Source organism: Luteibacter sp. Sphag1AF, assembly GCF_014192715.1.
Lineage (GTDB): Bacteria > Pseudomonadota > Gammaproteobacteria > Xanthomonadales > Rhodanobacteraceae > Luteibacter.
Genome location: NZ_JACHYH010000004.1, coordinates 1 through 24,268 on the forward strand (window position 1 = coordinate 1; position 24,268 = coordinate 24,268).

General features: G+C 63.3%; 23 protein-coding genes and 1 riboswitch. Of the genes, 11 read left to right on the forward strand and 12 right to left on the reverse strand.

Going from position 1 to position 24,268, the window contains the following annotated elements:
• The first annotated feature begins 250 nt into the window (after window positions 1–250).
• Window positions 251–694, forward strand: a complete 444-nt coding sequence (locus FHW69_RS11725) for a DUF192 domain-containing protein (RefSeq protein WP_183423260.1) — start codon at window positions 251–253, stop codon at window positions 692–694.
• Window positions 695–914: 220 nt separating this feature from the next.
• Here the strand turns inward: FHW69_RS11725 and FHW69_RS11730 are convergent, their stop codons facing one another.
• The gene (locus FHW69_RS11730; protein WP_183423508.1) at window positions 915–1,112 is read right to left on the reverse strand and encodes a rubredoxin; all 198 of its coding nucleotides are present in this window, start codon (window positions 1,110–1,112) and stop codon (window positions 915–917) included.
• 92 nt (window positions 1,113–1,204) lie between these two features.
• On the opposite strand from FHW69_RS11730, the gene thiE reads away from it, so the two are divergent.
• Both thiE and hemL read left to right on the forward strand, forming a co-directional pair.
• Window positions 1,205–1,852, forward strand: a complete 648-nt coding sequence (gene thiE, locus FHW69_RS11735; RefSeq protein ID WP_183423261.1) for a thiamine phosphate synthase — start codon at window positions 1,205–1,207, stop codon at window positions 1,850–1,852.
• Window positions 1,849–3,135 (forward strand): glutamate-1-semialdehyde 2,1-aminomutase, encoded by a 1,287-nt coding sequence (gene hemL / locus FHW69_RS11740; RefSeq protein ID WP_183423262.1) that lies wholly within the window; start codon window positions 1,849–1,851, stop codon window positions 3,133–3,135. Before thiE ends, hemL begins: the two co-directional genes overlap by 4 nt.
• 45 nt (window positions 3,136–3,180) lie before the next feature.
• On the opposite strand, the gene FHW69_RS11745 is transcribed toward hemL, so the two are convergent.
• The 6 genes from FHW69_RS11745 to FHW69_RS11770 all read right to left on the reverse strand — a co-directional run bounded on the left by FHW69_RS11745 (window position 3,181) and on the right by FHW69_RS11770 (window position 9,956).
• Complete coding sequence (locus tag FHW69_RS11745; protein ID WP_183423263.1) at window positions 3,181–4,422, reverse strand: acetylornithine transaminase; 1,242 nt, start codon at window positions 4,420–4,422, stop codon at window positions 3,181–3,183.
• A gap of 512 nt (window positions 4,423–4,934) precedes the next feature.
• Window positions 4,935–6,272 carry a sigma-54 dependent transcriptional regulator gene (locus FHW69_RS11750; protein WP_183423264.1) on the reverse strand — a complete coding sequence of 446 codons (1,338 nt, stop codon included), beginning with the start codon at window positions 6,270–6,272 and terminating at the stop codon, window positions 4,935–4,937.
• Between the two features lie 221 nt (window positions 6,273–6,493).
• Window positions 6,494–7,309 carry an NAD(P)-dependent oxidoreductase gene (locus FHW69_RS11755; protein WP_183423265.1) on the reverse strand — a complete coding sequence of 272 codons (816 nt, stop codon included), beginning with the start codon at window positions 7,307–7,309 and terminating at the stop codon, window positions 6,494–6,496.
• Between the two features lie 15 nt (window positions 7,310–7,324).
• Complete coding sequence (locus tag FHW69_RS11760) at window positions 7,325–7,927, reverse strand: LON peptidase substrate-binding domain-containing protein (protein WP_183423266.1); 603 nt, start codon at window positions 7,925–7,927, stop codon at window positions 7,325–7,327.
• A gap of 10 nt (window positions 7,928–7,937) precedes the next feature.
• Window positions 7,938–9,296, reverse strand: coding sequence for a UDP-N-acetylmuramate:L-alanyl-gamma-D-glutamyl-meso-diaminopimelate ligase (gene mpl, locus FHW69_RS11765; protein WP_183423267.1), 1,359 nt, complete (start codon window positions 9,294–9,296; stop codon window positions 7,938–7,940).
• A 75-nt stretch (window positions 9,297–9,371) separates the two neighbouring features.
• Window positions 9,372–9,956, reverse strand: a complete 585-nt coding sequence (locus FHW69_RS11770; protein ID WP_183423268.1) for an adenylate kinase — start codon at window positions 9,954–9,956, stop codon at window positions 9,372–9,374.
• 132 nt (window positions 9,957–10,088) lie between these two features.
• Here FHW69_RS11770 and FHW69_RS11775 point away from each other — a divergent pair, with 132 nt between their 5' ends.
• From FHW69_RS11775 to FHW69_RS11795, 5 genes are all read left to right on the forward strand, one after another.
• A complete protein-coding gene (locus FHW69_RS11775) occupies window positions 10,089–11,345 on the forward strand; it encodes a 6-phosphofructokinase (RefSeq protein ID WP_183423269.1) in 1,257 nt (418 codons plus the stop codon).
• A 13-nt stretch (window positions 11,346–11,358) separates the two neighbouring features.
• Complete coding sequence (locus tag FHW69_RS11780) at window positions 11,359–12,645, forward strand: amidohydrolase family protein (RefSeq protein ID WP_183423509.1); 1,287 nt, start codon at window positions 11,359–11,361, stop codon at window positions 12,643–12,645.
• A 131-nt stretch (window positions 12,646–12,776) separates the two neighbouring features.
• Window positions 12,777–13,184, forward strand: coding sequence for an RcnB family protein (locus tag FHW69_RS11785; protein ID WP_183423270.1), 408 nt, complete (start codon window positions 12,777–12,779; stop codon window positions 13,182–13,184).
• Window positions 13,185–13,214: 30 nt separating this feature from the next.
• Complete coding sequence (locus tag FHW69_RS11790) at window positions 13,215–13,610, forward strand: RcnB family protein (RefSeq protein ID WP_183423271.1); 396 nt, start codon at window positions 13,215–13,217, stop codon at window positions 13,608–13,610.
• Window positions 13,611–13,726: 116 nt separating this feature from the next.
• Window positions 13,727–15,775 (forward strand): sodium-translocating pyrophosphatase, encoded by a 2,049-nt coding sequence (locus FHW69_RS11795; RefSeq protein WP_183423272.1) that lies wholly within the window; start codon window positions 13,727–13,729, stop codon window positions 15,773–15,775.
• Window positions 15,776–15,840: 65 nt separating this feature from the next.
• Here the strand turns inward: FHW69_RS11795 and FHW69_RS11800 are convergent, their stop codons facing one another.
• Entirely contained in the window at window positions 15,841–16,155 is a 315-nt protein-coding gene (locus FHW69_RS11800; protein WP_183423273.1) for a hypothetical protein, read from the reverse strand.
• A 291-nt stretch (window positions 16,156–16,446) separates the two neighbouring features.
• On the opposite strand from FHW69_RS11800, the gene FHW69_RS11805 reads away from it, so the two are divergent.
• Window positions 16,447–18,525: a prolyl oligopeptidase family serine peptidase gene (locus tag FHW69_RS11805; protein WP_255494787.1), complete on the forward strand. Its 2,079-nt coding sequence runs from the start codon at window positions 16,447–16,449 to the stop codon at window positions 18,523–18,525.
• Window positions 18,526–18,605: 80 nt separating this feature from the next.
• On the forward strand, window positions 18,606–19,142 hold the full coding sequence (gene ppa, locus FHW69_RS11810) for an inorganic diphosphatase (protein ID WP_183423275.1): 537 nt from the start codon (window positions 18,606–18,608) through the stop codon (window positions 19,140–19,142).
• A gap of 67 nt (window positions 19,143–19,209) precedes the next feature.
• Here ppa and FHW69_RS11815 read toward each other — a convergent pair whose 3' ends face one another.
• From FHW69_RS11815 to FHW69_RS11830, 4 genes are all read right to left on the reverse strand, one after another.
• A complete protein-coding gene (locus FHW69_RS11815) occupies window positions 19,210–20,229 on the reverse strand; it encodes a DUF2333 family protein (protein WP_183423276.1) in 1,020 nt (339 codons plus the stop codon).
• A 64-nt stretch (window positions 20,230–20,293) separates the two neighbouring features.
• The gene (locus FHW69_RS11820) at window positions 20,294–20,866 is read right to left on the reverse strand and encodes a ferritin-like domain-containing protein (RefSeq protein ID WP_183423277.1); all 573 of its coding nucleotides are present in this window, start codon (window positions 20,864–20,866) and stop codon (window positions 20,294–20,296) included.
• Window positions 20,867–20,976: 110 nt separating this feature from the next.
• A complete protein-coding gene (gene thiC, locus FHW69_RS11825; protein ID WP_183423278.1) occupies window positions 20,977–22,854 on the reverse strand; it encodes a phosphomethylpyrimidine synthase ThiC in 1,878 nt (625 codons plus the stop codon).
• 71 nt (window positions 22,855–22,925) lie between these two features.
• Window positions 22,926–23,015, reverse strand: a riboswitch (TPP riboswitch).
• 37 nt (window positions 23,016–23,052) lie between these two features.
• A complete protein-coding gene (locus FHW69_RS11830) occupies window positions 23,053–23,712 on the reverse strand; it encodes a TetR/AcrR family transcriptional regulator (protein ID WP_183423279.1) in 660 nt (219 codons plus the stop codon).
• Window positions 23,713–23,808: 96 nt separating this feature from the next.
• Here FHW69_RS11830 and FHW69_RS11835 point away from each other — a divergent pair, with 96 nt between their 5' ends.
• Window positions 23,809–24,141: a hypothetical protein gene (locus FHW69_RS11835; RefSeq protein ID WP_183423280.1), complete on the forward strand. Its 333-nt coding sequence runs from the start codon at window positions 23,809–23,811 to the stop codon at window positions 24,139–24,141.
• Window positions 24,142–24,268 lie beyond the last annotated feature (127 nt).

A 24,268-nucleotide genomic window follows, 5' to 3' on the forward strand; every position in this document is an offset into this window, starting at 1 on the left:
GTCGCCCTCTGAACATTTCGTCCCGAGGTGAGCCGCCCATTCTATATCGTTTTTCGTTTCCGTCAACACCCTCGTGAATCTTTTTTTCGAGGTTGCTGGTGGAGCAGAACCCCTCGTTGGAAGGCGTTTCCGTCGAGGGAGTGAAAGAATAGCCCGGTTTTTAAGATCTGTGAAGAGGTTCTGCACAAAAAGTGTAAAAAAATTTGCGCGCTACACTCGAAACCCTTACCCACACTAATAAGGTGTCCTGATGTTGATGCGCGCACTCGCCTTCTGCGCCCTCGGGCTTCCCTTCGCGGCGTTCGGCGCCAACGCTCCGTCAGTAACGCTCCACGGACGTACGTTCTCCACGGAATTTGCCACCGACGACGCCTCGCGCGAGCACGGCTTGATGGACCGGAAGCACCTGGCTCCGGATCACGGCATGCTTTTTGTGTTCCCTGATGATGAGCCGCGCTCGTTCTGGATGAAGAACACGCTCATCCCGCTGGACATCCTGTACTTCGACGGCAGCCGCCGACTGGTGTCCATGCAGCTGAACGTGCCTCCGTGCCAGGCAGACCCCTGCGCGGTCTATCCCAGCACGGGAAATGCGCGTTACGTTCTGGAACTGGCGGCAGGTACGGCATCGGGCCTGGCCCTGAAGCCCGGCGATACGTTCACTATCGAGGGCGAGCCCGGTGTCATCCGCTGATCGGACGTTCCAAGACCATGCTCACAGGGCACGCCCACGTGATACGGAACGAGCATCGCCACATCAAGGGCGTCCAGTTCGTTCCACTGGTCTTCAAAGGGGATGAATTTCTGCATGGCGGCGTATTCCACGAAAGCGCACATTGCGTGCGCACCACCATGTAAGCAGGGCGATGAGGCGAAACCATGGCCGCCTCATGCCCGATGACGGGAAAAACCCGTCAGTCCATCTCTACCATCTCGAAATCGTCTTTCGTGACGCCGCAATCGGGACACGTCCACGTATCGGGGATATCTTCCCACCGCGTACCTGGCTCCAGTCCTTCTTCAGGCAGGCCCATGGCCTCGTCGTAGATGAAGCCACACACGACGCACATCCATTTGCGAAGGGTGGTGGTATCAGGCGTGCTCTGGCTCATGGCTGGCGTATTGTCGCTGTGCTGGAAAGTCTTCCATTCTGTCACCCCCGGGGCACTGGTTAAAGCGCGCCCCATCCACGGATTTGCATCTCATGAACCTTGCAACTCAACACCGCCTCGCCGGAAAGGGCGTTTATGCCATCACGGACGGCCCGCGAGACGACCTTTTTGCCGCGGTGGAAGCGGCCCTGGCCGGGGGCGCCCGCCTGCTGCAATACCGGGACAAGACCAAGGACGCCGCGCGCCGCCTGGCCGAGGCCTCGGAGCTTTCCAGCATCTGCGCGCGCTACGACGCCACATTCATCGTCAACGACGACGTCGCGCTGGCCGCGCAGGTAGGCGCGGGAGTTCATCTGGGCCGTGAAGATGGAGATGTGGCAACGGCGCGCGCCGCGCTGGGCGAGGACGCCGTGATTGGCGTGTCCTGCTACAACTCCATTGAACGCGCGCGCGAACTGGCTTCTGCCGGCGCGGACTATCTTGCATTTGGCGCCATGTACCCCTCGACCACCAAGCCACACGCACCGCATGCGTCGCTGGATGTTCTGCGGCAAGCCGCCGCACTGGGCCTTCCCATGGTGGCCATTGGTGGAATCACACCGGAGAATGCCCCACCTGTGCTCGACGCCGGCGCGGATTACCTGGCAGTGGTGTCGGCGATTTTCGCCGCCAGCGACATCCAGACCGCGACCCGCCGTTTCGCCAACCTCTTTGACGCCACCCACGGATTTTCTGCATGACCACGAACCACGAACTGTTTCAGCGCGCCCAGGCGGTGCTTCCCGGCGGCGTGAATTCGCCTGTCCGTGCTTTCAAGTCGGTGGGCGGCGAACCGTTTTTCACCGCGCGCGCCGATGGCCCGTACCTGTGGGACGTGGAAGGCAAGCGTTATATCGACTACGTGGGCTCGTGGGGCCCCATGATCGTTGGCCACAACCATCCGCATGTACGCGCAGCCGTGGAACGTGCCGTGCGCGACGGGCTCTCGTTCGGCACGCCCTGCCCTGCTGAAGTCACCATGGCCGAATCCATCGTGGGACTCGTGCCCTCGGTGGAAATGGTGCGCATGGTCAATTCGGGCACGGAAGCCACCATGTCGGCCATCCGCCTCGCACGCGGCGCCACAGGTCGCACGAAGATCGTGAAGTTCGAAGGCTGCTATCACGGCCATGGCGACAGCTTCCTGGTGAAGGCAGGCTCCGGCGCGCTGACCTTCGGCGTGCCAACCTCGCCGGGCGTGCCCAAGGCATCGGCCGATCTGACCCTTACCCTGCCGTACAACGACATCGAGGCTGCGCGCACGATGTTTGCCGAACAGGGCCATGACATCGCGGGCCTCATCATTGAGCCGGTCGCCGGCAACATGAACTGCATTCCGCCCAACGAAGGCTACCTTCAGGCACTGCGCGAGTTGTGCACCCGTCATGGCGTGCTGCTGATCTTCGACGAAGTGATGACCGGCTTCCGCGTGGCGCTCGGTGGCGCGCAGGCGCATTACGGCATCACGCCGGACATCACCTGCTTCGGCAAGATCATCGGTGGGGGCATGCCCGTCGGTGCTTATGGCGGCCGCCGCGACCTCATGGAGCAGATTGCGCCATCGGGCCCGATTTATCAGGCAGGTACGCTTTCAGGGAACCCCGTCGCGATGGCCGCAGGCCTTGCGATGCTGGAACTGATCCGCGAAGACGGTTTCTATGAGCGCCTCACGGCACGCACGCATCAGCTGACTGATGGCCTTGCAGCGGCGGCGGCCAAAGCAGGCGTTCCTTTCAGCTTCAACCGCGTGGGCGGCATGTTTGGCCTGTTCTTCAGCAGCGAAACCGTGTCGACCTACGAACAGGCGACGCGTGCCGACGTAGCAGCCTTCAACCGCTTCTTCCACGCGATGCTGGATCGCGGTGTGTATCTCGCGCCGTCGGCCTTCGAGGCGGGTTTCGTATCAAGCTCACACGACGATGAAGCCATCGCGCAGACGCTGCACGCAGCGCAGGAAGCGTTTGTGGTGGCCGCTGGCGGCTGAGTGGCACGGAGCCTCCGGGCATGCTGCCCGGAGGCTTGCCACGCGTTACGCGACTTTCGATTCGCGCATGAATTCGGCCAGTGTCGCGGCCAAACGCGACAGACCTTCCGCCAACTCTTCATCCGTGATGGTCAGGGGCGGCACAAAACGCAGCACATCCGGACCCGCCTGCAGCACCAGCAAGCCGTGCGCCGCTGCGATATCCAGAATCTCGCCCGCGCGGCCCTTGTAGGCCGTATCGAGCACCGCGCCGATCATCAGGCCACGGCCGCGCACTTCGGCAAACAGATGATGTTCGGCGTTGAGCTTAGCCAGACCCGCACGCATGTCATTGGCCTGGCGCTCCACGTTCAACAGCACTTCGGGCGATGCCAGCTTGCGCAATGCCACGCGTGCCACCGCCGCTGCCATGGGATTGCCGCCAAATGTGGTGCCGTGCGCACCGAACTGCATCACTTCAGACACCTTCGGCCCCACCAGCATCGCGCCGATGGGGAATCCACCACCGAGTGCCTTGGCCAGCGTGACGATATCGGGCGTGACGCCGTCATGGGTGTGCGCGAACAGCGTGCCGGTGCGGCCCATGCCGCACTGAATTTCGTCCAGCACCATCAGCGCGTCATGCTGCGTGCACAGCTCCCGGACCTTCGTGAGGAAGCCCGGCGCGGCAGGCATGACACCACCCTCGCCCTGCACCGGCTCCAGCATCACGGCGGCCACATCACCGTGTGCGAACGCCGCCTCCAGCGCTTCCACGTCGTTGAACGCCACGTAGCGGAATCCGCCGGGAAGCGGCTCGTAACCTTCCTGGTATTTCGGTTGTGCGGTAGCCGTCACCGCCGCGAGCGTGCGGCCGTGGAAGGAACCGTGGAACGTCACGATCACACGCTTGTCCGCCGCGCGACCTTCAGAGGCCGCCCATTTGCGCACGAGCTTGATGGCGGCCTCGTTGGCTTCCGTGCCCGAATTGCAGAGGAACACGCGCGATGCGAACGGCGCCGCCTCGACGATTTCTTCCGCCAGCCGCAGCGGCGGCTCGGAATAAAACACATTGCTCGCGTGCCACAGCTTGTGCGCCTGATCGACCAGCGCGTTCACCAGATCCGGGTCCTGATGTCCCAACGCGTTCACCGCGATGCCAGCGCCCAGATCAATGTAGTCGCGTCCCTCGGTATCCCAGACTCGTGCGCCTTTACCGTGGTCAAGCACCACGTCGCGGGGACGATAGACGGACAGCCAGTAACGCTTGCCGAGCCCGAGGAGGTCGGTGGCTTGGGGATGAGACATGGACAACTCCCGATACCGGCTGCAGCGCCGGCATCTCAACAGGAACAAAAGCGGTCGCACGGTACGCTGCAGTCCGACATCGACCCGTAGGTCCAGCCGAGGGGTCAGGGTTCGATACACCCCTGACGCGCCGAGCTGAATCCGCATCCTATAAGGCTTCGGACCCCCGCGACAACGCGGTGTACGTGTAAACCGGGCGCTGTAACAGGATTGCGACAGGCGAGAAATCACGTTTCAGCGGGAAATTGCGGGATTTCGTGGCATCGGGTGTAACAGGGGCGCGGACGGGCGGCCTACGCCAAACGGTCTATGCCGTCGCGCACTCTCTTCGTTTTCAATCACTTACCTTTGTGGCACGACGATTGCTCTCTGTTTCGGCAGGTCCGCTTGGGTCCCACCCACCTGACGGCACCTGTGTTCGCCTTCCCGACGACCCTGCCAAGCCGGGCGGGCGGATGGAGGCTCCCGTCCCCGAAAGGGGCCGGGAGTTTCCTTTGATTCGTCCGACCGGCTCAGCGAAGCTGATCCAGTGCGAGCTGGTGTTTCTTGCACAACCGATACACCGTGACCCGCGAGACGCGCAGGCGCCTGGCGCACTCGCTCACGTTGAACGCGCTGGCTCGCAGGCAATCCATGATGGCCTCGCGTTCGGCGGAAATGCGCGCGCTTCCCAGGCTGTCGTTGATGCCGTTGCGTTGATCACCCGTCAATTCCAGATCTTCCGGCGTAATAAGCGCATCGTCCGCGACCACGGCCGCGCGCTGCACGCGGTTCATCAGCTCGCGCACGTTGCCCGGCCAGGAAAACGTATTCATGGCGCGTCGGGCGCTGGTGCTGAAGGCACGCGCCCGTGTGCCATAGCTCTCGCGGAAGGTTTCCAGGAACTGCTGCGCCAGCAGTTCGATATCCCCATCGCGTTCGCGCAACGGCGGCATGCGCAGGCGCAGCACATTCAGGCGGTAAAAAAGATCTTCGCGAAAACGCCCTTGTGCCACGGCCTTTTCCAGATCCACGTGAGTGGCAGCCAGAACGCGCACATCCACATGCAGCGACTGACAGCTGCCAATACGTTCCAGCGTTCCCTCCTGCAGAAAGCGCAGAAGGTTGGTTTGTGCGTCCAGCGGCAAATCGCCAATTTCATCGAGAAATACGGTGCCGCCGTCGGCAGATTCAAAATGGCCGATGCGCCGTGACGTTGCACCTGTGAACGAACCACGCTCGTGTCCGAACAGTTCGGACTGCACCAGATTGGCAGGCAAAGCACCGCAATTGATGGCTGCAAAGGGCTTGTCCCGTCGACGGGAAAGACGATGAAGCGCACGCGCGGCCATCTCTTTGCCCGTACCGGTCTCGCCGGTAATCAGCAGCGGCAGTTCCACGGGCGCGAACTTGTGGATATTGCGCGACAGCGCCTGGATGGCCGGACTACTCCCCGTCATCACCGCCAGCCGCTCGTCGTCAGGCAGCGTGGGAGCCCCTGCCAGACCAATGGCCCGCGCCAATGCCTGATGAAGTGCGGCCATGCCTGCCGCGCCCACGATGATTTCTGCGGCTTCGGCCAACCTTCCGGCGACCAGCGGATCCTGCCGGCCGCGCGTACCCACCATCGCGATCCACGGCAGCGGCGTGGCCGCCAGTATCTGATCCAGCGAGGTCAATGCGTCGATGGCATGAGTGCGCAGATCGACCAGCGCCAGTACGGCATCGGACCAACCTTGAGTTTCACCGCTATCACGTCCCGGATCGGCAACCAGCGTTCGCCAGCCAGCCCGTATCAAGCCGAAATGCTCTTCCGCGGACGGCCTGCCAATCCAGACGACGCAACGCCCCGATACTGAGTGGTGCGACATGCCTGCTCCTCGCCCGCGAGGCCTGCCGGCATCACGCGGACACATCCCGAACCTGCCGCCAGCACCCCCTGCAACACCGGCAAGCCCCACCCCGACGCGAATACGCATGTATTCGACGCCATGGGCAGACGGTATACCTATCGGCGTGAAGGCAACCATAAGCCAAAAGCGCTAGCCATCAGCCAGCACCGTTCGCCATCAGGCGGTCACAAAGGCGCGGATCAGAGAAACAGGTCGGGCATCAGGGGCTGGCCGGGTGCCACCGCGTAGGCGTCGAAATTACTTACGCCATTTTCCCGGAGGATCTCTTCGTCGATCACGAAGTTGCCCGTGAATGAGCGGGAGTCACGCGTCAGGACGGCGTGCGCCGCATCGGCCACGATATCGGGCTTGCGGCAGTTCTCGGCACGCACACCGTCGATCATGGCGATGGCGGCCGTGGCGATGACCGTGCGGGGCCACAGCGCATTCACGGCGATACCCATCGGAGCAAACTCCGGGCTCATGCCCAGCACGCACAGGCTCATGCCGAACTTGGCAATCGTGTACGCGGTATGCGGCGCAAACCACTCCGGGTTGAGGCTGGGCGGCGGCGACAACATCAGCACATGCGGATTGGCCGACTTTTTCAGGTACGGCAGGCAGGCCTGCGTGGTCACGAACGTGCCACGCGTGTTCACCTGCTGCATGAGGTCAAAGCGCTTCATCGGCGTGCCTTCCACGCCGGCCAGCCAGATCGCGCTGGCATTGTTCACCACGATGTCGATGCCACCGAAACGCTCCGCCGCTTCGGCGGCTGCGCGCTTCACCTCGTCCTCTTCGCGGATATCCACCTTCAGTGGAAGCGCCTTGCCGCCTGCCGCTTCGATTTCGGCGGCGGCGGTGTGGATGGTGCCGGGGAGTTTCGGATTGGCGACACTGCTTTTTGCCGCAATCACGATATTGGCACCATCGCGCGCAGCGCGCAGTGCAATGGCCAGGCCGATGCCACGCGAGGCACCGGTGATGAAAAGAGTCTTGCCGGCCAACGACGACATGATGGAAACCTTTTTTCAGGGACGCTGGAAGCGCGGAAGAATATCGCGCAGCTCGGCCAGCCGTTGCAGGGGATCATCCAGCTCAAGCATGTGCTGGCATTCGTTGGCATCCAAAGGCAGAAGCTCGGACAGACGAAAGCCCACCCAACTGGCGTCGTCGTAGCGATCCCGGTCGGCTTTCTGCCAGGGTGGCGCCATCTGCTCGGCCAGCCGCTCAAGAATGGTGGTCAGCAGACCGAATTCGGGAGGCACGGGAAGAACCTCTTCTTCCGGCCAGGGCCGTACGTCGCCGCGCAGCAGGCCATCGGAACGCACGCGCGTGCGGGTCACGCGGAAACGACGGCTGCCATCGGCAACGATGCCCAGGAGGCCGTCTTCACGCGTGTGGAAATCCGTGATGGTCGCCAGCGTGCCCACAGCGGCGGGTACCGCCGGAACGCCTGCCTCGCGCCCCTCCAGAATCATGCACACACCGAAACTGCTGTCCGATCGCGCGCACTCGCGCACGAGGTCGAGATAGCGGGGTTCGAAAATGCGCAGTTGCAGCTGCCCGCCTGGAAACAGGACGCTGGACAGTGGAAACAGCGGAAGATCGAGAGCGGGCGTGGTCGCAGCCATGCCCGTCAGTCTAACTCGCGTTCAGTGCTTCGAAGAAGCGCCGCGGTGCACCTTCAAAGCCGCCGTTGGACATGAAGACCACGTGATCACCCGCGCGCACGGTGTCCACCAGGCGCGCAATGAGTTGATCCACAGAAGACACCGCCGCCCCGCGCCCGCTGAGCGCGCCAGTGACCTTGCCAGCGTCCCAGGCGAGCTCGGGCCGGTGCAGGAACACCACCGCATCCGCATCGGCCAGAGAAGGCGCCAGCGCGTCAGCATGGGCGCCCAGACGCATGGAGTTTGAACGCGGTTCCAGCGCTACAACGATGCGCCCGTCGCCCACGCGGGCGCGCAGCCCGGCCAGGGTGGTGGCAATGGCGGTCGGATGGTGTGCGAAGTCGTCAAACACGGTGATGCCCGCGTGCTCACCAATGAACTCCATGCGGCGCTTCGCGCTCAGGAAGGTGGCAAAGGCGGGAAGCAACGCCACCGGATCGGCGCCTGCTGCGGTGGCTGCGGCGAGCGCCGCCAGCGCGTTCATCATGTTGTGCCGGCCAAGCGACGACCAGCGGATGTCGCCGATCAGCTCGTCACCACGACGGACGCGGAAATGCGAGCCGTCTGCCTCGATGGGTTCCGCGCGCCAGTGGCCTGCGTCGATGCCGAAGGTGTCTACCGGCGTCCACGCGCCCATGGCCAGCACTTCGGCCAGCAGAGGATCTTCCGCGTTGACGATCAGGCGTCCCTCACCCGGCACCGTGCGCACGAGGTGATGGAACTGGCGCTGGATGGCGGCCACGTCGGGGAAAATGTCCGCGTGGTCGTATTCCAGGTTGTTGAGGATGGCGATGCGCGGCCGGTAGTGAACGAACTTGGAGCGTTTGTCGAAGAACGCCGAATCGTATTCGTCCGCTTCGATCACGAAGGCCTTGCCGGCCCCCATCCGCGCCGAGACGCCAAAATTGCCGGGCACGCCACCGATCAGGAATCCGGGTTCAAGGCCCGCGCTTTCCATCAGATGCGCCAGCAGGCTCGTGGTGGTGGTTTTCCCGTGCGTGCCGGCCACGGCCAGCACCTGACGACCACCCAGCAGCGTCTCGCCCAGCCACTGCGGGCCAGATACGTACGCCAGTCCTTCGTTGAGCATGTACTCGATGGCCGGATTGCCACGCACCATCGCATTGCCCACCACGATCAGGTCGGGGGCAGGCTTCAGGTGTTCTGCGCTGTAGCCCTGCATCAGGCCGATACCCAGCGCCTCAAGTTGATCGCTCATGGGCGGGTATACGTTGGCATCAGAGCCTTCGACGGTCAGCCCAAGCTCGCGCGCAAGCGCCGCAACGCCGCCCATGAACGTGCCGCAGATACCAAGGATGTGCAGGCGCATGTCGATTCCGTAAGGTCCGGTCGCGGAACGCGTGCCGGAAAGCGGCCCGCCGCCGTGAGGCGGCAGGCCTTGCGATCAGCCGTTGATGGCTGCGCTGGTGCCCGGGAGCACGGCCAGGATGCGGTCGGTGACCTCGTCCAGCTCGCCCACCCCGTTCACGATTTTCAGCTCGCCCTTCTGGGCGTAGAAGTTCGCCACCGGCGCGGTCTGCTCGGCGTAAATCTCAAGACGCTTCTTCACCGTCTCGGGATTATCGTCGGCGCGGTGTTCCTTCGCGAAGCGGATTTCGCAGCGCCCGATGATGGTTTCGCCCGGCACTTCGAGCTTGACCACGGCATCCAGTGGCTGGCCAATACGCTGAAGCAGGCTGGCCAGCGCATCGGCCTGAACCAGATTGCGCGGGTAACCATCGAGGATGAAGCCGCGCGCGGCATCCGGCTGCGCGAGACGCGCTTCCAGCATGCCCAGCAGGATGTCGTCCGCCACGAGGTTGCCGGCATCCATCACGGCCTTGGCCTTCAGACCCAGCTCCGTACCCGCTTTCACCTCGGCACGCAGCAGGTCGCCGGTGGAGATGTGCAGAATGCCGAACCTGTCTTTCAGGCGCGCGGCCTGAGTGCCCTTGCCCGAACCGGGTGCACCGAGTAGCACGAGTCGCATAAATGCTCGAACCCTAGAAAATGGCTGCCAAAGTAACGGCAGCGGCCTCCCCCCGTCAAACCATTGTCTTAAAGGCGTGCTGTCGCGCTACCCTCCCCGGGGCATACCGCACCGTTCAAGAGGAACCGACGCATGGCTCAGGGAAAACTCCTTTACGCCCAGTCTGGCGGCGTTTCTGCCGTGATCAACGCCACGGCGGCAGGCGTCATAGAAACGGCCCGGGACAAGGGCATCAAGGTCTACGCAGCCCGCAACGGCATCCTGGGCGCGCTGCGCGAGGACCTGATCGATACCACGAAAGAGGCAAAGGCGAATATCGCGGCACTTCGCCACACCCCCGGTGGCGCCTTCGGGTCCTGCCGCTACAAGCTGAAGTCGTTCGAGGAAAACAGGGCCGAGTACGAGCGCCTGATCGACGTATTCCGCGCCCATGACATCCGCACGTTCCTTTACAACGGCGGCAACGACTCGGCAGACACCGCCTATAAGGTGTCTCAGGTGGGCCATGCGCTGGGTTACGAGGTCAACTGCATTGGCGTGCCGAAGACCATCGACAACGATCTGGTCGTTACCGACACCTGCCCCGGTTTCGGGTCAGTGGCCAAGTACACCGCCATCGCCGTGCGTGAGGCCAGTCTGGACGTTGCCTCGATGGCAGACACCTCGACCAAGGTCTTCATCATCGAGGTCATGGGTCGCCACGCCGGCTGGATCGCGGCAGCGGCGGGTCTCGCCGGCCAGGGCGCCGATCAGGCACCGCACGTGATCCTGTTTCCGGAGAACGTGTTCGACGAAGCGACCTTCCTGGCCAAGGTCAAAGCCACTGTCGAACGGGTGGGCTATTGCACCGTGGTGGTGTCGGAGGGTGTGAAGGGACCGGACGGCGCCTTTCTTGCCGAATCCGGCGCGCGAGACGCATTTGGCCACGCGCAGCTGGGCGGAGCCGCGCCCGTGCTTGCCGCGCTGGTGCGCGAAAAGCTGGGCTACAAATATCACTGGGCCCTCCCCGATTACCTGCAGCGCTCCGCGCGCCACATCGCGTCGAAGACCGATGCCGACCAAGCCTATGCCGTGGGCAAGGCGGCGGTGGAATTTGCTGCCGATGGGCTCAACGCGGTGATGCCGGTGATCGTGCGTCTGTCCGACGAGCCGTACAAATGGAAGATCGAAGCAGCACCGCTGCAGAAAATCGCCAACCACGAAAAGAAAATGCCGAAGAACTTCATGTCCAAGGATGGCTACGGCATCACCGCCGCCGCCCGCCGCTACCTGGCTCCCCTGATTCAGGGCGAAACGCCGCCACCTTACGGCCCCGACGGCTTGCCGGTATACGTCACGCTGCGCAACACGCCAGTGCCGAAGAAACTCAACGCGTTCAAGGCAGGCTGAGTCGCCCGTGTCCATGGATCTCATTCTTCGTAACGCCCGCCTTCCCGATGGTCAGCAGGGCGTCGACATCGGTATTCGCGGTGATCGCATTGTCGCCGTTCAACCGGCGCTGGACGCCACCGCGACGGAAGTGATCGACGTCGCGGGCCGGCTGGTCAGCCCGCCCTTCGTCGATGCCCACTTCCACATGGATGCCACGCTGTCACTGGGGCTGCCCCGGCTCAACGAGTCCGGCACGTTGCTCGAAGGCATCGCGCTGTGGGGCGAGCTGAAACCCGACCTCACGGTCGAAGCCATCGCGAAGCGCGCCATGGCGTATTGCGACATGGCCGTGGCGCAGGGCCTGCTGTCCATTCGTAGTCACGTGGATGTGTGCGACGACCGCCTGCTGGCGGTAGACGCGCTGCTGGACGTGAAGCAGCGCGTTGCACCCTACCTGGACCTGCAACTGGTCGCTTTCCCGCAGGACGGCCTGCTTCGCTCGCCCACCGCAAAGCGCAACCTGGTCCGCGCGCTGGATGCAGGCGTCGATGTGGTGGGCGGCATTCCGCATTTTGAACGCACGATGGCCGATGGCGCGGAGTCGATCCGCTGGTTGTGCGAACTGGCGGCCGAACGCGGACTGCGCGTCGACATGCATTGCGATGAGTCGGACGATCCGCTGTCGCGCCACATCGAAACCCTGGCAGCGGAAACGGTGCGTACCGGTTTGCAGGGCCGCGTCACCGGCTCACACCTCACGTCCATGCACTCGATGGACAATTACTATGTCTCCAAACTGCTGCCGCTGATCGCCGAGGCAGGCGTTCACGCCATCGCCAATCCGCTGATCAACATCACGCTGCAGGGCCGTCACGACACGTACCCGAAGCGTCGCGGCATGACGCGCGTGCCCGAACTGATGGATGCGGGCGTCAACGTGGCCTTCGGCCACGACTGCGTGATGGACCCGTGGTATGGCATGGGTTCGGGCGACATGCTGGAAGTGGCCTCCATGGGCCTGCACGTGGCACAGATGACCAGCGCCACGGGCGTGCAGCGAGCGTTTGATGCAGTCACGGTCAATGCGGCACGCGTTCTGGGCCTGGACGACTATGGCATCGCTCCCGGTCGGCGGGCTGATCTGGTCGTGCTCCAGGCGGCCGATCCGTTTGAGGCCATTCGCCTGAAAGCCACGCGCCTTGCCGTCATCCGCAGCGGCAAAGTCATTGCCAGCACGCCGGAAAAACAAACGGCGTTGCGGCTTCCGGGGCGTCCCGATCACGTATCGCTGGAGTTCACTCCGGGCTCGCTCGCCTGAACGGGCAGACGGATACCTGACGCGACAGTAAATCCTTTCACCAACCTTTCGGGCCATCCGGTATCTCGTTCAGGTTCGCAAGTTCACGATGCGAATCGCCGGTTATTGCAGCCGGGCAGAGGAGAGACCGGATGACCCTTGTTCGTAGCACCCTTGCCACCCTGGCCCTGTGTGTCGCCGCTGTTTCCGTGGCGCACGCGGCCCCGGATCGCGACGACCACGGCCGCGATCGTCACGGCTACGATCATCGCAATGATCACCGTGACAACCGCCGCTACGATGATCGTCGCGGATACCACGACGGCTACGCCCATCGTCCGCCTCCGGGCTACTACCATCGCCCGCCGCCGCCCCCGCGTTACTACGGACACTGGGAACGTGGTCACCGTTATTACGGCCCGACGTACGTGGTGAATGACTATCGCGGTTACCGCCTGCGTCCGCCGCCGCGCGGGTACCACTGGGTACGCTCGGACAACAGCAACTTCCTGCTGGTCGCCGTCGCCACCGGCGTCATTCTCGACATTGCCACACGCTGATCGCGGCGTCCCGGATAAAGAGAGGCCTTCATGAAAATCATTGCACGCACTCTGCTTTGCATCGCCGTTGCCGCCACTGCGGCACCCGCCTTCGCCTTCCAGCCGCCGCCCTACCCACCGGGCCAGGATCATCGTGACGACCATCGCGATGACCGCAACAACAACCACCCGGGCCCCGGCGACCGTCACGACGATCATCGTGACAACTACGCCGGCCGCCGTGGTCCGCCGCCGCCGCGTGGTGGCCATTGGGAGCGTGGTCACCGCGCACCGGACATCTACCGTCGCAACGACTATGTGGTGAACGACTACCGCACGTATCGCTTGCGCGAACCGCCGCGTGGCTATCACTGGGTGCGTGCCGACAATGATTTCCTGCTGGTGGCCATCACCACCGGAATCATCGCGGACATCATCAGTCACTAAGGCGTTCGTGCAACGCACAACACCTCGCAAGCCATCCCCTGCCTATACTCGGCCCAGCCGCGTCATCACGAGCGGCTTCGGGCCGATGACGGCTCATACAATCCGGGGAGGCTTCGATGCTGCAGCAGTACGGTTTATGGATCGCGCTGGCATGTTCGATCGTCGCGATTGCCTATGGCGCATGGTCAGTGCGCTGGGTGCTCGCCAAGTCCGCAGGCAATGCACGGATGCAGGAGATCGCCGCGGCGATCCAGGAAGGCGCATCGGCTTACCTCAACCGCCAGTACGGCACCATCGGCGCCGTGGGCGTCGTTCTATTCATACTCATCGGCCTATTCCTCGAGTGGGGCACCGCCATCGGCTTTGCGCTGGGGGCCGTTCTCTCCGGAGCGGCCGGCTACATCGGCATGAACGTTTCCGTCCGTGCCAACGTTCGAACCGCAGAGGCCGCCCGCAGCGGCCTTTCTTCTGCCCTGGCGGTCGCCTTCCGCGGTGGTGCCGTCACCGGCATGCTGGTGGTGGGACTCGGCTTGCTGGGTGTCGCAGGCTATTACGGCGTGCTGCGCCACATGGGCTACGAACAGACACATGCACTGCATGCCCTCGTCGGCCTGGCCTTCGGCTCGTCGCTGATTTCGATCTTCGCGCGCCTGGGTGGCGGCATCTTCACCAAGGGTGCAGACGTCGGCGCCGACCTGGTCGGCAAAGTGGAAGCAGGTATTCCCGAGGACGATCCACGCAATCCCGCCGTCATCGCCGACAACGTGGGCGACAATGTGGGTGATTGCGCCGGCATGGCCGCCGATCTGTTCGAGACCTACGCGGTGACGCTCATCGCCACCATGCTGCTCGGCGGCATCATGGCCGAGCAGACCGGGCCCTCCGGCGTACTGTTCCCGCTGGTGCTTGGCGGCGCCTCGATTGTCGCCTCCGTCATCGGCACGTTCTTCGTGAAGACCCGGGGCGGCAAGATCATGAACGCGCTGTACGCCGGCGTGTTCGTCTCTGCCCTGCTGGCGGCCATCGCGTTCTGGCCCATCACCAAGGCATTGATGAGCGACTCCGCCTACGGCGTGGGACACCTGTATGGGTGCGCCATCATCGGCCTGGTGCTGACCGGTGCGATGGTCGTCATCACCGAGTACTACACCGCCACCGAGTACAGCCCGGTGCAGCACGTGGCCCGCTCGTCCACCACCGGACATGCAACCAACATCATTGCGGGCCTGGGTGTTTCCATGAAGTCCACAGCGCTGCCCGTGCTGGCGGTATGCGCGGCCATCTGGGGTGCTTTCGACCTCGCCGGGCTGTATGGCATTGCCATTGCCGCCACCGCGATGCTGAGCATGACCGGCATGATCGTCGCACTGGATGCCTATGGCCCGATTACCGACAACGCGGGTGGCATCGCCGAAATGGCGGAATTGCCGGCTGACGTGCGCGGTGTCACCGATCCGCTGGATGCCGTGGGCAACACCACCAAGGCAGTGACCAAGGGTTACGCCATCGGTTCGGCGGGGCTTGCCGCGCTCGTGCTGTTCGCCGACTACACGCACAACCTCAGCCAGCACTTCGGTGGCGCGGACATCCGTTTTGATCTGTCCAACCACTACGTGATCATCGGCCTGCTCATCGGCGGACTCATCCCGTACCTGTTCGCGGCCATGGCGATGGAAGCCGTGGGGCGCGCAGCCGGTGCCGTCGTGGAAGAAGTGCGCCGACAGTTCCGCGAAATCGCCGGCATCATGGAAGGCACCACGCGGCCGGACTATTCCCGCGCCGTCGACATGCTGACCCGCTCGGCCATCCGCGAAATGCTTGTGCCCTCATTGCTGCCCGTCCTGGTGCCGGTCGTGGTGATGTTCGGCTTCAAGATGCTGGGAGGCGCCGAAGCGGGCGCGCAGGCGCTGGGTGGCGTGCTGATCGGCACCATCGTCACCGGCCTGTTCGTCGCCATCTCCATGACCACCGGTGGCGGTGCGTGGGACAACGCGAAAAAATACATCGAGGACGGTCATTTCGGCGGCAAGGGCTCGGACGCGCACAAGGCGGCCGTCACTGGCGATACCGTGGGCGACCCGTACAAGGACACGGCCGGCCCGGCGGTGAATCCCCTGATCAAGATCATCAATATCGTGGCACTGCTGCTGGTCCCCCTTATGTAAGAAACAGGCCTCTGGCCGTGGCCCCCCGAGGGGTCACGGCCGCCTGGCTTCGTGCTGGCTGGCGATCAGCCGCCCGGCGTATCGCAGGTGACCGTGGCCACCACACGCTGCTTGCCCGAGCTCGCGTCCAGCCCATACCGGTATGCAACCACGGGAATGATGCCGCCACGCTGATGGCACTGGCCCGGCACACGGGGCTGTACCGCCTCGAACGCGCCCGCATTGGTCGAGGCTTCGGCGGTGACGGCATAGGTCATGCCACAGACGGCGTCGCCCTCCGCCCCGCACGGAGCACTGACGCCGGACAGGTCAATGGCAACGACCGATGTGCTGAAGGCCAGCGTGACTAACACCAGCGGGATGATCCGGAGCTTGTTCATGCGCATTCCTCTTCGATGATGGATGGCTTGCTGACGGACGTCGCCTCAAGCCATGCCCGACGCTACGCCGCAGCTTTTCGGCTAAGAATCAGAAGATTCTGAAATGTCGCCCCGAATTCGCTGCATGGCGTCCGGGCGTGCCGGTCGGTCTGTCGGCGATTTTTCGCATCTGGCCCAGAAGTCACGGCTGCGTACGGGCGCGGGTCGGCTATGGTTGGTTTTTCAACCGCAACGGAATCGACCATGCACCGACGCTGGATTGCACTGGCCGTCGCCCTTACCTTGGGTGGCATGACGCACGCACAGAACGCACCTACCCCGCCCGCTTCGCCGGCCACCACGCCCGCCAGCGACGACCCTTACCTCTGGCTGGACAACATCGACGGCGCGAAGCAGCTGGACTGGGTCAAGGCCCGCAACGCGCAGACGGCCAGCAAGTACGCACAGGGCCCGGAGTTCACGGCCTTGCAGGGTCGCCTGCTGGAAATGCTCGATTCGGACGCGAAGATTCCGATGGTCAGCAAGATCGGCGACCACTTCTACAATTTCTGGCGCGACAAGCAGCACCCGAAAGGCGTGTGGCGCCGCACGACGCTGGCCGAGTACCGCAAGGACAAGCCCGCGTGGGAAACGGTCATCGACCTGGACGCCCTGGCCGCCGCCGAGAAGGAAAACTGGGTTTGGCACAGCGCCCAGTGCCTGAAGCCGGACTATCGCCGCTGCCTGGTGTCGCTGTCGCGTGGCGGCGCAGACGCTGACGTCATCCGCGAATTCGACCTTGGCACCAAGACGTTCATCGCGGATGGCTTCACGCTTCCGGAAGCCAAGAGCCAGGTCGCCTGGATCGACGATGACCACATCTACGTGGCCACCGATTTCGGCCCCGGCTCCATGACCACGTCCAGCTACCCGCGCATCGTCAAGGAGTGGAAGCGCGGCACGCCGCTCACCTCCGCCACCACGGTGTATGAGGGCAAGCCTACCGACATGTCGATTTCGGCCTACCGTGATCGCACACCCGGCTTCGAGCGCGACTTCGTGCAGCGCGCGCTGGAGTTCTACAGCAGCGAAACCTATGTGCGCGGCAAGGACGGCAAGCTCACCCGCGTGGACGTGCCCACCGACGCCAGCACCGACGTCGAGCGCGAATGGATGACCATCGAGCCGCGCACCGCGTGGACGGTCAACGGCAAGACCTATCCGTCCGGCTCCCTGCTGGCCGTGAATTTCGACGATTTCATGGCAGGCAAGCGCGATATCACGGTGTTGTTCCAGCCCGATGAACACAGTTCGCTGGCAGGCTATTCGTGGACCCGCCACCACCTCGTGCTGAACGTGATGCGCGACGTGGTCAGCAGCATCCAGGTGCTGACCCCCACGGCCAGCGGCCCCTGGAAATCCGAGGCGCTGAGCGGTGCTCCCGCACTCAGCACCGTCCAGGCCAGCGCCATCGACCCGGACAACAGCGACGAATACTTCCTGACCGTCAGCGGCTTCCTTCAGCCCACCACGCTTTATTACGGCGTGCTTGGCAAGGGTGAACGCGAAGCGCTGAAGCACAGCCCGGCCTTCTTCGACGCCTCGAAGTTTGTGGTGACCCAGCACTTCGTCACCTCGAAGGACGGCACGCGCGTGCCCTACTTTGAAATCGCGCCGAAGACGCTGAAGGCCGACGGCACCAATCCGACGCTGGTCTACGGCTACGGCGGCTTTGAGATCTCCCTGCAGCCGGCCTATGCGGCGGGTGCGGGCCGCGCGTGGCTGGAGAAGGGTGGCGTGTACGTCATCGCCAACATCCGCGGCGGTGGCGAGTACGGCCCGCGCTGGCATCAGGCGGCCCTCAAGGCCAACCGTCCGCGCGCCTATGAGGACTTCGCGGCCGTCTCCCAGGATCTCATCAACCGCAAGATCACCTCGCCCAGGCACATGGGCATGATGGGCGGCAGCAACGGCGGCCTGCTGGCCGGCAACATGCTGACGCAGTACCCGCAACTGTACGGCGCGGTGGTGAGCCAGGTGGCCCTGCTGGACATGAAGCGCTACACCCACATGTCGGCCGGCGCATCGTGGATGGCCGAATACGGCGATCCGGACAAGGCGGACGAATGGGCATACATCAAGACATTCTCCCCCTACGAGAACGTGAAGGCCGGGGTGAAATACCCGCCGGTGCTGTTCACGACCTCGACCCGCGATGACCGTGTGGGCCCGGTCCACGCCCGCAAAATGGCGGCAAAGATGCAGGCCATGGGCTTTGACGCCAGCCTGTACGAGAACATCGAGGGCGGCCACGGCGCGGCCGCAGACAACAAGCAGGCCGCCTTCATGTCGGCGCTGGCTTATACCTATCTGTGGGACCACCTGAAATAAGGTGCAGCGGGGGTGGGCTCGTCCCGCCCCCGCTCTTGGTATCCTAGGCGGCCATTTATCAGCCACCCTCAAGGATCCCCATGGGCCTCCACCTCGTTCCCGCCGGCCGTGACGTGCCGAACGAAATCAACGTCATCATCGAGATTCCGAAAGACGCCGAGCCGGTCAAGTACGAAGTGGACAAGGAAAGCGGCGCGATTTTCGTCGACCGCATCCTCTCCACCCCGATGCGCTACCCCTGCAACTACGGCTACGTGCCGGGCACGCTGGGCGGCGACGGCGATCCGCTGGACGCCCTGGTCATTCTGCCGCTGCCGCTGGTTCCCGGCTCGGTTATCCGTTGCCATCCGGTCGGCATGCTGAAGATGACCGACGAGGCCGGCGCTGATGAGAAGCTGGTTGTGGTGCCGGTTTCCAAGGTGTTCGCGGGCTACTCGCACATCAAGGACATCGAGCAGGTGTCCGGACACTGGCTGGAGCGCATCGGCCACTTCTTCGAGCACTACAAGGATCTGGAGAAGGGCAAGTGGGTCAAAGTCGACGGCTGGGTCGGCGCCGCCGAGGCCAAGGCTGAGATCGAAGCCGGCATGGCTCGCTACAACGCCGAAAACAAGTAATCAGCAGATCCAGAGCTGACCTCACACCCCGGAAACGGTACCGTTCCCGGGGTGTTTTTTTGTCCGGTCAGCCCCGGCCCAGCAGCGTTCGCAGGTCGATGATGGCCGCATTGGCGCGGGAAATGTAGTTGGCCATCACCAGGGAGTGATTGGCGAAGAAACCAAACGGCGAGCCATTCAACACCACCGGGCTGCTGAGCGCCTTCTGCGACTCTTCCAGCTCCCGGATCACCTGCTGAAGCCCCGCATCAGCATTCTTGCTGCGCAGGATGGGCGCGAAGTCGTGGCGGATGGCCTTCAGCTGCTCCAGCAGCGCCCACGTGTAGCCGCGTGCCTCGTAGAAGTTGTCGTCGATCTTGTTCCAGGGCGTGCGCACTATCTGCCCGGCGCCTGTCGACGCGTTGCCAGACGCGTCTGCATTGGGCGCTGCATCCACTTTCAGCTGACCCACGCTCGCAGACAGTCGCTGCGACAGCGAGCCCAGACGCGTGGACACAATTTGCAGATAGTCGGCCAGGTTGTCCGCGCGAGCATAGAAGTGCGCGTTGCCATCGTCCGTGTCACTCAATCGCGACAGATAGCCTTCCATGTGATCCACAGCCTTGCGGTACTGGGACTCGGAACTGGGCAACAACCAGCGATCATTCGGACTGGACAGCAGCGGATCGGCTTCAGCCAGATCCTTGTCTTCGGTGGATTGGGTCTGCGAGCGGCTGAAGTCGTTGCGCAATGCGCGAATCAGGTCCCGCGAGGCGGTCAGCGAGCCGAATTCCCAGTTGGGCATGTTGTCCAGAAACACGCCCGGCGGAAACTTGTCGTTGCTGATGTAGCCGCCGCGCTTGTCCAGCAGCGTTTCCACCGAATGAACCAGCGTGTACGTCGTGACCGCGCCCGTGCTCATGGGACGGTTGATCGACGTCATGTACGCCGTGGTGCTGGTCACCGGATCGAACTGCGGCGGCTCACGGTCCCACCACCACATCAGGGCAAGCACGATGATGGCCAGTAAGGCCACCACCGCGAGAATCAGTTGCGCTAACGGATGCCGCCGGCGCCGGTAAGGAGGGTTCACGGTAGAGGCTTCCATCGGTCGTTCCTTCGCGGTCAGGTCGACCCAAGCTTATACCGCGAACCCCGGCGGCGCCTGAAGATCAGGCCACGGCGGGTTTTGCCGGCTCGCCCTTCTTGCCCAGATTCTCCAGAAGCGTGGCCATGTCCTCGGCGTGCTCCTCTTCCTGCGCCAGAATCTCCTCCATCATGCGGCGCGTGGTCGGATCGTCCTCCCCCAGATACGTCACGATCTCCCGGTAACTGTCCACGGCGATGCGCTCGGCCACCAGGTCTTCCTTGATCATGTCCACCAGATCGTCGCCGGGCACATAATCCGCATGGCTGCGGCTCAGCAGCCCTTCGGGATTGAAATTGGGCGTGCCATTGAGCTGGGTGATGCGCTCCGCGATGCGATCGGCGTGTACCTGCTCTTCGTTGGCGTGCTCCAGAAACTCGGACTTGACGCTTTGCGAGTGAATGCCCGGCGCCATGTAGTAATGGTATTTGTAGCGAAGCACACACACGATTTCCGTGGCCAGCGCCTCGTTGAGAAGCTTGATGACCGTCTCGCGGTCAGCCTTGTAGCCGCTGGTAACAGCGCCTTTGTCGATGTGCTCGCGGGCGCGCTTGCGGATGTTTTCTATATCTGTCTGAAACGGCTTTTTCACGGCCATGACCTGCCTCCTCGTGAAGAGTGGGTTGGGTTGGATGAGCTGACCGGACCCAAGGTAGGCGGGCCACCGGGAAGGTCGGGTGAAGACGCTCCCCTCCCGGCGTGACGCCATCAGGCCTTGCGATAAACCTCCGAACCCATGGCCCTGAACTGCGCAGACATGCCGGCCATGCCTTCTTCCACATTGGGAATGGGCTGATCCCCGTGGACGGCTGCGTAGTCGCGAACATCCTGGGTGATTTTCATCGAGCAGAATTTGGGCCCGCACATCGAACAGAAATGCGCGGACTTGTGGGCATCCTTCGGCATGGTTTCATCGTGGAATTCACGCGCCTTGTCCGGGTCCAGGCCCAGGTTGAACTGGTCATCCCAGCGGAACTCAAAACGCGCCTTGGATAACGCATTGTCGCGGACCTGCGCACCCGGATGCCCTTTGGCCAGATCGGCCGCATGGGCGGCGATCTTGTACGCAATGATCCCGTCGCGGACATCCTGCTTGTTGGGCAGGCCAAGGTGTTCCTTCGGCGTGACATAGCAAAGCATCGCCGTACCGAACCAGCCAATCATCGCGGCGCCAATGGCGCTGGTGATGTGATCGTAACCGGGCGCGATATCGGTCGTCAGAGGCCCAAGCGTATAGAACGGCGCCTCATGGCATTTCTCCAGCTGGCGCTCCATGTTTTCCCGGATGAGCTGCATCGGCACGTGCCCGGGGCCTTCGATCATCACCTGCACATCGTGCTTCCACGCGATCTGCGTCAGTTCACCCAGTGTGTCCAGTTCGCCGAACTGCGCTGCGTCGTTCGCATCCGCCACGCAACCCGGGCGCAGACCATCACCCAGGCTGAAGGACACGTCATATGCCTTCATGATCTGGCAGATGTCTTCAAAGTGCGTGTAGAGAAAATTCTCGCGATGGTGGGCAAGACACCACTTCGCCATGATCGAGCCGCCGCGCGACACGATGCCTGTAACGCGCTTCGCGGTCAGCGGTACGAAGCGAAGCAGCACGCCCGCGTGGATGGTGAAGTAGTCCACTCCCTGCTCCGCCTGCTCGATGAGCGTGTCGCGGAAGATTTCCCAGGTCAGGTCTTCGGCAACGCCGTTCACTTTTTCCAGCGCTTGATAGATGGGCACCGTGCCGATGGGAACCGGCGAGTTGCGGATGATCCATTCGCGGGTTTCGTGGATGTGCTTGCCGGTGGAAAGGTCCATCACGTTGTCCGCACCCCAGCGGATCGACCACACCAGCTTTTCCACCTCTTCGGCAATGCCCGAACTCACGGCGCTGTTGCCGATGTTGGCGTTGATCTTGGTGAGGAAATTGCGACCGATGATCATCGGCTCAGCTTCGGGGTGGTTGATGTTGGAAGGAATGATGGCGCGGCCACGGGCCACTTCATCCCGCACGAATTCCGCGGTGATGCGCGCGGGCAGCGATGCACCGAACGCCTGTCCCGCATGTTGCTGGATCAGTGCGCTGTCGCGCAGCGCCTCCAGACGCTGGTTCTCGCGAATGGCGATGTATTCCATTTCCGGCGTGATGATGCCGCGGCGCGCGTAGTGCATCTGAGTCACGTTGGCGCCCGCTTTCGCGCGCAGCGGCGCACGCAGGCCGGTGAAACGGAATGCGGCAAGGCGCGGGTCCGCAGCACGCGCGCGACCGAATTCGGAACTCAGGCCCTCCAGCTGTTCCACATCGCCACGCTCCGCGATCCACGCGGCACGCAGGGGCGGCAGGCCGGCGGCAAGATCGACGGTGTATTCGGGGTCGCTATAGGGGCCGGAGGTGTCATAAACGGTAATCGGCGGATTGGCTTCGCCGCCAAACAGCGTGGGCGTCGGGTCCTGGAGAATTTCGCGCATCGCCACGCGCAGATCAGAACGCGAGCCCTGGACATGCACTTTGCGGGAGCCCGGAATCGGACGGGTGACAGATTCGGAAAGTTGCTGCGCGGCACGCGCGAGATCGGAAGGCATGGCATTCATCGGCTTGCGTCCTCTTGGATGAGCAGACGAAGCGACGGCGCCGCACACAGCCGCACCCCCGCATGAGGGCGCGTGCTGCGAACGAAGCTCCCTACACCGGTGCTAACCGGATCAGGTTCGAAGGGACTCTCTCAGCCTTGTCGGCACCCCCGCTTCTTGCCGGCTATTCAAGCACGAAGCGGGACGTGGCGCGAGCGATCAGTTCGCGCGGGGAGCGTAAGCGCGCAGGAACATGTCCACGGCGGCCAGGGCGTTGTTGGTGACTTCGTCGGCAAACTGCACGACGCAGTCTTCGCAGCCAAACAGGCGACGCAGCACCAGATCGCCCTTGAGCAGGGCCAGAAACTGCGTGGTGGCGCGCGGAACGTCGTCGATTTCCAGCTGGCCGGCCTGCACGGCGTCTTCAATCAGACGCTGCAGGAGCGTGTGCATGCGCACCGGACCTTCTTCCCACAAAAGACGGCCAAAGCGCGGATTTCCGCCCTGCTGGCAATCCGACAGGATGGCGCGGAAGGTGCCCACCGACTCCGAGTTGGTTTCCATCGCCGAATGGCGGCGCGCGATGCTGGTGAGCGTGGCACGGATATCGGTGCCCGGAGGCGCCGAGAAAAGGTCGTCCGGCAGACGGTCCTGCACGTGCGAGCGGATCACTTCGCGGAACAGGTTGTCCTTGTCGCCAAAGTGGCTGTAAACGGTGAGCTTGGACACGCTGGCCGCTGCGGCCACGGCATCCATGCTGGTCCCGGCGAATCCGCCCTGCGTGAAAAGCTGTTTGGCCGCTTCCAGAATGGCCGCGCGCTTCTCCATATCCTTTGGACGCCCGGGACCCTGGGTCTTCACTTTCGGGTTGGCGTTCATGGTCGCACCTTCACAAACAGGAAACATGGTTTTATTATACGCGTCGGTTTAGTTATTTCCATAACACCAGCCAAACAGCCTGGCACCCTTAATCCTATGTCCAACACCAGCCCGGAACTGCTTCTGAGCCCCGCTTACCGTCAGGCGCAACGCGCCCTGTCGGCGTGGATCGAACAGACCGGCACCGGGGCCCGGCAGCACGCGTTTATTGTTCGCGCCAGCCTCGGTGCGTTGTCCGCCACGGAACGGGGAAGCCTGGCCAGATGGGTGGCCTGGCTGTGCGTAGCGGGTGAATCCCGCGGCGATCTGTCGCTGTTCACCCGGATACGGCGACTCGATACGTCCATCCAGACAAGCGTGGATGAGGCACTGAGTCGTCTGCCCGGAGCGGCAACCCGGCTGGCCGGTCGTGTCCGGCAGAGTGCCTGATTACCTTATCATTAGTGGGGTCGGACCATGTCCGATTCCATGAGCCGGTTTTCCGGCCAGCCATTTCGTTCAGGTGAATGCGATGGATCACAAAAACGAGGCATGACTTCCGTCAGGCTGAGTCGAT